Annotated in this window: 7 protein-coding genes and 1 pseudogene; 3 read left to right on the plus strand and 5 right to left on the minus strand. The window is 34.7% G+C overall.

Annotation, left to right across the window (positions count from 1 at the left end; all coding sequences use genetic code 11):
* Positions 1 to 280 precede the first annotated feature (280 nt).
* Together AC06OU_RS09055 and AC06OU_RS09060 are read left to right on the plus strand one after the other, a co-directional pair.
* Positions 281 to 556: a hypothetical protein gene (locus AC06OU_RS09055; protein WP_475855317.1), complete on the plus strand. Its 276-nt coding sequence runs from the start codon at positions 281 to 283 to the stop codon at positions 554 to 556.
* 142 nt (positions 557 to 698) lie between these two features.
* Positions 699 to 1,976 carry an MFS transporter gene (locus AC06OU_RS09060; protein ID WP_475855318.1) on the plus strand — a complete coding sequence of 426 codons (1,278 nt, stop codon included), beginning with the start codon at positions 699 to 701 and terminating at the stop codon, positions 1,974 to 1,976.
* A gap of 106 nt (positions 1,977 to 2,082) precedes the next feature.
* On the opposite strand, the gene AC06OU_RS09065 is transcribed toward AC06OU_RS09060, so the two are convergent.
* From AC06OU_RS09065 to AC06OU_RS09085, 5 genes are all read right to left on the minus strand, one after another.
* Positions 2,083 to 2,643, minus strand: a complete 561-nt coding sequence (locus tag AC06OU_RS09065) for a sugar O-acetyltransferase (RefSeq protein ID WP_475855326.1) — start codon at positions 2,641 to 2,643, stop codon at positions 2,083 to 2,085.
* A gap of 191 nt (positions 2,644 to 2,834) precedes the next feature.
* Complete coding sequence (locus tag AC06OU_RS09070) at positions 2,835 to 3,503, minus strand: hypothetical protein (protein WP_475855320.1); 669 nt, start codon at positions 3,501 to 3,503, stop codon at positions 2,835 to 2,837.
* Positions 3,504 to 3,733: 230 nt separating this feature from the next.
* Positions 3,734 to 3,943: a hypothetical protein gene (locus tag AC06OU_RS09075; RefSeq protein ID WP_475855321.1), complete on the minus strand. Its 210-nt coding sequence runs from the start codon at positions 3,941 to 3,943 to the stop codon at positions 3,734 to 3,736.
* 216 nt (positions 3,944 to 4,159) lie between these two features.
* A complete protein-coding gene (locus AC06OU_RS09080) occupies positions 4,160 to 4,636 on the minus strand; it encodes a PaaI family thioesterase (RefSeq protein ID WP_475855323.1) in 477 nt (158 codons plus the stop codon).
* Between the two features lie 81 nt (positions 4,637 to 4,717).
* Complete coding sequence (locus AC06OU_RS09085) at positions 4,718 to 5,497, minus strand: carbon-nitrogen family hydrolase (protein ID WP_475855324.1); 780 nt, start codon at positions 5,495 to 5,497, stop codon at positions 4,718 to 4,720.
* Positions 5,498 to 5,582: 85 nt separating this feature from the next.
* Between AC06OU_RS09085 and AC06OU_RS09090 the strand changes: the two are divergent.
* Positions 5,583 to 5,792, plus strand: a pseudogene (locus tag AC06OU_RS09090) (LL-diaminopimelate aminotransferase); the annotation flags it as partial.

Genomic DNA, 5,792 nt, shown 5'->3' on the forward strand with positions numbered 1-5,792 from the left:
GTTGTTTAAATATAACATTTCACAAAGCATATTTAGGATAAACTTGATATATTATCATTTTTTTGAAGTAATGTTTTACAAATGCTAGTCCCCTGTCATCTTCGTTAAACCTCTTCTATATTTAACAAACTTTGCTATAATTATAGCTAAAGGAATAACCGATCCTATTAGATTATTATTTTTTAAATAATAGTTTTTACTAAGATTTTTCCCTTCAATGCCATTTTATAGACAACAACTGATAAACCAAAATATGACTTAACTTCCTAAAGGAGTAAATATGAAAAATAAAGTGATTGAGCAATACGAACAAGATGAAAATATGATGATTCAATTATTTGCACAATGGTGTATTAACCATGAGGTTGATCCTTTTGCGCTTTATCAAACTGCCTATCCAGAACAAGCAACGAATGAAGCTTTAACAAAAGCAGTAGAAGAAACAGAAAAAAATGCTGTAGATGTTGACACCCAAACTGTAATTCAAGTACTTCAGCTTTTCGGAAACGACCATCTAGCATATGTTGTTTCAGAGATCTCGCTGAAACTAAACTAAAGTCTATCTATTAGAAATCGTCCCTTTCTCTCCTTAAATCACTCCCTTTACATGAACCCAAAAGAGTTGTAAAATTTCAGAAAGTTTTACAAAGTTTGTTACAAATAATGTACAATATTATCAGAAGGGAAGGGGGAAAATGATGAAAAAGTTTACAAAGGAAGAAAATAGTTGGGCTCTCTACGACTGGGGTAGCTCTGCATATTCAATAATAATTACTACTGCAATTTTTCCTATTTTTTATAAAGGGTCAGCTACTGCTGCTGGCATTGATACAGCTGATTCAACTGTTTACCTTAGTTATACGATTGCGATTTTTACGTTTATATTAGCAATGATTGGACCAATCCTTGGTACCATCGCCGATTACAAAGGCTTTAAAAAGAAATTTTTCTATTTCTTTTTCTTTTTAGGAGTAACAGCAACTGCATTGCTTGCCTTTATCCCCTATGACAAATGGTATCTATTTTTAATTTGCTATACTTTTGCTGCTCTTGGTGCAACTGGAGCTAACGTTTTCTATGATGGCTTCATTGTTGACGTCACCACTAACGAGCGAATGTCTCGAGTATCATCTAGAGGTTACGGTCTTGGATATATAGGTAGTGCTATCCCATTTTTAATCAGTATAGTCATCATTCTTTTGGCAAGCAATAATATCATTCCTATTTCAGATATCACAGCAAGCCGAATCGCTTTCCTAATCACGGCAGCTTGGTGGATTATATTCGCTATTCCAATGTTTAAAAATGTAAAACAGATTCACTATATTGAACGAGAAAGAAATCCAATCTCTCAAAGCTTTAAACGACTTGGAAAAACAATGAAAGAAATTCGTCAGTATCGAGCATTATTTCTATTTTTAATAGCGTATTTCTTTTACATTGACGGAGTAGGAACAATTATTTCTATGTCTACTGCATATGGGACCGATTTAGGCTTAAAATCCACTGATTTAATCATTGTCTTATTTGTCACTCAGGTGGTGGCCGCACCATTTGCGATTCTATATGGTAGACTGGCGGTTAGATTTTCTGAAAAGAAAATGTTATATGTAGGGATTATCGTCTATACAATTGTATGTACGTATGCATTTTTCTTAGAAACTATCACTGATTTTTGGATTTTAGCTATGCTAGTAGCAACCTCTCAAGGTGGGATACAAGCATTAAGTAGATCATACTTTGGCAAGCTAATACCAAAAGAAAATTCTAATGAGTTCTTTGGATTCTATAATATTTTCGGTAAATTTGCCTCCATTATGGGACCATTATTAATTGGATTTACTACACAAGTTACAGGAAATTCCTCATACGGTGTATTTAGCTTAATCATCTTATTTATTATTGGAATAATAGTTTTGACACAAGTACCAGAACCAGAAGAAGCACCAAAGCCTGTACCAGTTGATGCTGTCTAATAGTTTGCAAAAAGTGAAATTGCCACGCGCAATTTCACTTTTCACTTTCTGCATGAAATTTAAAATCTGCTATACTTTGACGCTCCCGTTGCTCCTAATAAGCTCATTATATTTCAATTTCTTTAATTACTTTTGCTGGATTACCCCCTACCACCACATTCGCGGGCACATCTTTTACTACGACAGCTCCAGCTGCAATAATAGCATTATCTCCAATATGGACGCCTGGATTGATAACTGCATGTCCCCCTATCCAAACATTATTTCCAATCGTGATAGGTTTTCCATATTCCCTGCCGGAATTACGTTCTCCTGGATGCAGAGGATGTGTGGCTGTATAAATTTGTACACTTGGTCCAAGCATGCAATTGTCACCAACGCGAACTTCACAAACATCCAATATGATACAATCAAAATTCGCAAAAAAGTTATCGCCAACGTGCGTATTATAGCCATAATCAAATCTAATCGTTGGCTCCATATAAACTGAATTCCCTGTAGAACCTAATAAATCCACTAGTAGTTCCCGTCGTTTATCCCCTTCATTTTCAAATGACTGGTTATAAATCCTTACCTTTCTTCTTGCCTCTTCCCTGTCTCTAACTAATTCGGTATCTGATGGATTATACAATTCACCGGACAGCATTTTTTCTTTTTCTGACTTTATTTTTATCCTCCTCATCTTTATACTTAAGTGGCTTTATATCTCTTGACCAAAGCCTAACACATTTAAGGTAATTCCAACTTATTTTTTCTATAATGATCTTAGACTTCTCTTGTCATTAGGTTAGTTAAATTCAAAAAGACAACCCAGTAATTTATCGGGTTGTCTTAATTCCTATAAATATTTATTTGAATTTATTTAGAATGGAGCTTATCTTTTATGAGCCTTCTCTTTGTCCAAATGAACGTAAATAATAGGAACAATTCAAATGCATTCGTGACCGCAGCGCTCTCTACCTTGATAGGAACTGCACTACCAATTGTCATAACGACTGCACCTATAAAAAATACTGGCCATTTTGTTTTCTTCCAAAGAATTGCACTAGTTACGATTAATACAAGTGTTACTAGAAGAATCATAATTGGTGGCCCTGAAGCTTCTTCTGTAGAGACATATCTAAGAACCCCATATTCCTCCTCAGCCTTTAGTGTAAGCTGAGACGCTTCCAACCAAATTTCAATACCTATTAAAATCAATGTATAAATAATAGCTGATATCGTAAGCCATTTTTTCTGAGCCCATGCAATTCCACTTTCCTTCAATGTACCAACCGCAAATAAGACAAGTAATGGAGTTAAAAATGCATGCGTCCAAAATCGTAAGAGATTTAAGGTTTCAAGCAAATCCCCTTCACCGATCCATTTCCCTATACCAATTATTCCATTATCATAAATAAGTGCCAAAATAATAAGATACACAAAGCTTGTCCATTTGAAAACATCTTTTTTCTTTAATCCTATTAATCCCCAAATAAACAGCCCTATATATGCCGCTGTAAAAAATAAGTACAAAATAGTATCCATTGATTTCCCTCCTTTATTACTTCTTTCCCATAAAAGAAGGGTTATAATCTTAAATTTAATAGTTGTTTCACAAACATCGTTTATTCCATTACGGAAAGTATAGTGTACGTAAAAGTAAAGTTATAAAACAAGATCATAAGGCGAAATGCAAAATAAAGCTGATAACTCCACCTCTAGCTCATCATTGTGATTCTACCTTTTAACGATTATATGTTTAATCTATCTAAAGACTAATTAGCGTCCTCATTTTTGTAATGAATATATTTTTGCGTTAATAATCCTGCATGAAATACATTTAATAACATTAAAATGTAGAACACAACCGGTCCAAAGAAAAAACGATTATCATCAGTAAATTGTATAAAAGAAAAAGAAGCAATAATAAAGAGAGTGGCAGTTATCGTGGAAAATATTAATTGACCCTTTGCAGATTTTATCATTTTGTCCCTCCTTAAAGATTACAAAGCATTCATTTCTATCCAAAAAACAATGTTCTATATTGTGTCATTTAAGTCTCTATATTGATAAACTACTTAACATTTTAACATAAATATCCAATTAAAACATAGGTAACAGACCTTTGCAGAAAGTCACCATCTTCCTTTGAACAATAATAAAAACACAGGAAAAATATCCTGTGTTTGATGTTTTGTTTATTATTTTGCAAATGTTGCAGGCATGACAACAGCGATTACTTCCCCTTTAGCACAAAGGACGTCTCCAGCAAACACCTCAGAAGTTACCTTCCACTTTTTGGGATGTATTTCTTCCACCGTACCGATAGCTTTTAGTTCAACTTTTTGTGGTGTTGGTTTCAGAAAATCGACGTGAAGGGACCCTGTTACAAATCGTGGTGGTGCCTCTCCGCTGCCAGGCTCAAAACCATTTTTTCGGTGAAGAGCAAGTGAAGCTGAGCCGGTTCCATGACAATCTACCAAAGCTCCTATTAATCCACCATATACAAAGCCTGGAATCGCAGTATGTTCTTCTCTAGGTTGATAAATTGTTTCTGTTTGCTCTCCATTCCAATATGTCTTTAAATGATACCCCTGTTCATTTAAACGACCACATCCATAACACCAAGCAAAATTGTCCGGATATTCATCCTGTATAGCAATCTTGTGTTCTGTCATTATTTCTCCCCCTTTAACAAACCATACAAAAAAGCAAACTATCAGTCAACTTAATTATAGATTTTTCGGAAATAAATGTTATTAATTATATAATGATTCTCTCCTATCTTGAAAGACTGGAATTCTACCTCTGACTTCTTCTACAAGATTTAAATCAATATCTACTAGACCGGTAGTTTCCTCCTCATTACCTAACCATACTATTTCTCCCCAAGGAGCAATCACCATGGAGTTACCATTAAATTGATTGTTTGGATCTTCTCCGACTCTATTTACTGCCACTATATAGCATTGATTTTCGATTGCTCTTGCCTGCAGAAGAATTTTCCAATGATCAATACGTGCAGCTGGCCATTGGGCTGGTACAAATATTACTTTTGCACCTTGTAAAGAGTGAGCGCGGAACCATTCAGGAAAGCGAAGGTCATAGCAGATCACCCCTCCCATCGTTACATTCTCAATTTCGAATAAGTTTTTCTTATTTCCTGCTTTTAAATACAAATGTTCATCCATTAGCTTAAATAAGTGGGCCTTATCATACTCCGTTATGATATCTCCGGAATCATTTACAATATACATCGTATTATAAAATTGGGAATCCTTCTTTGTAGAGACAGAACCACCGATAATATGAATATGTAATTCCTTCGCTAGCTTGGTTAATAATTTCTTTGTGTCGTTCCCCTCTTTATCAGCTATTTCTTCTAATCTAGTCAAATCATACCCTGTGTTCCACATTTCGGGTAAAATAATTAGTTTAGCTTCTTGCTTTGCAGCCTCTCTAATCTTTCTTTCAACGGTTTCAAAATTTTCTTTAGGATTACCAAATGCTATATCTAACTGAACACAAGCAATTTTCATACCGACACCACCTCTAGACATAATACTAAAAAGGTTATAAGATTTGACTAATATATGCAACTATTTAGAAAAAGAGGTATTGCCCATGGAATTTTCTGATCGTTTAAAAAGTCTCCCTCCCCAGTTTTTTGCAACACTAGTACAAAAAGTTTCGAAGGCTGTGGCTGAAGGAAGAGATGTGATAAATCTTGGACAAGGGAATCCCGACCAGCCCACACCGGATCATATTGTAAAAGCATTATCGAGTGCTGCTAAAAACCCTCAATCTCATAAATATTCTCCATTCAGAGGAATA

Source organism: Psychrobacillus sp. (assembly GCF_056205495.1).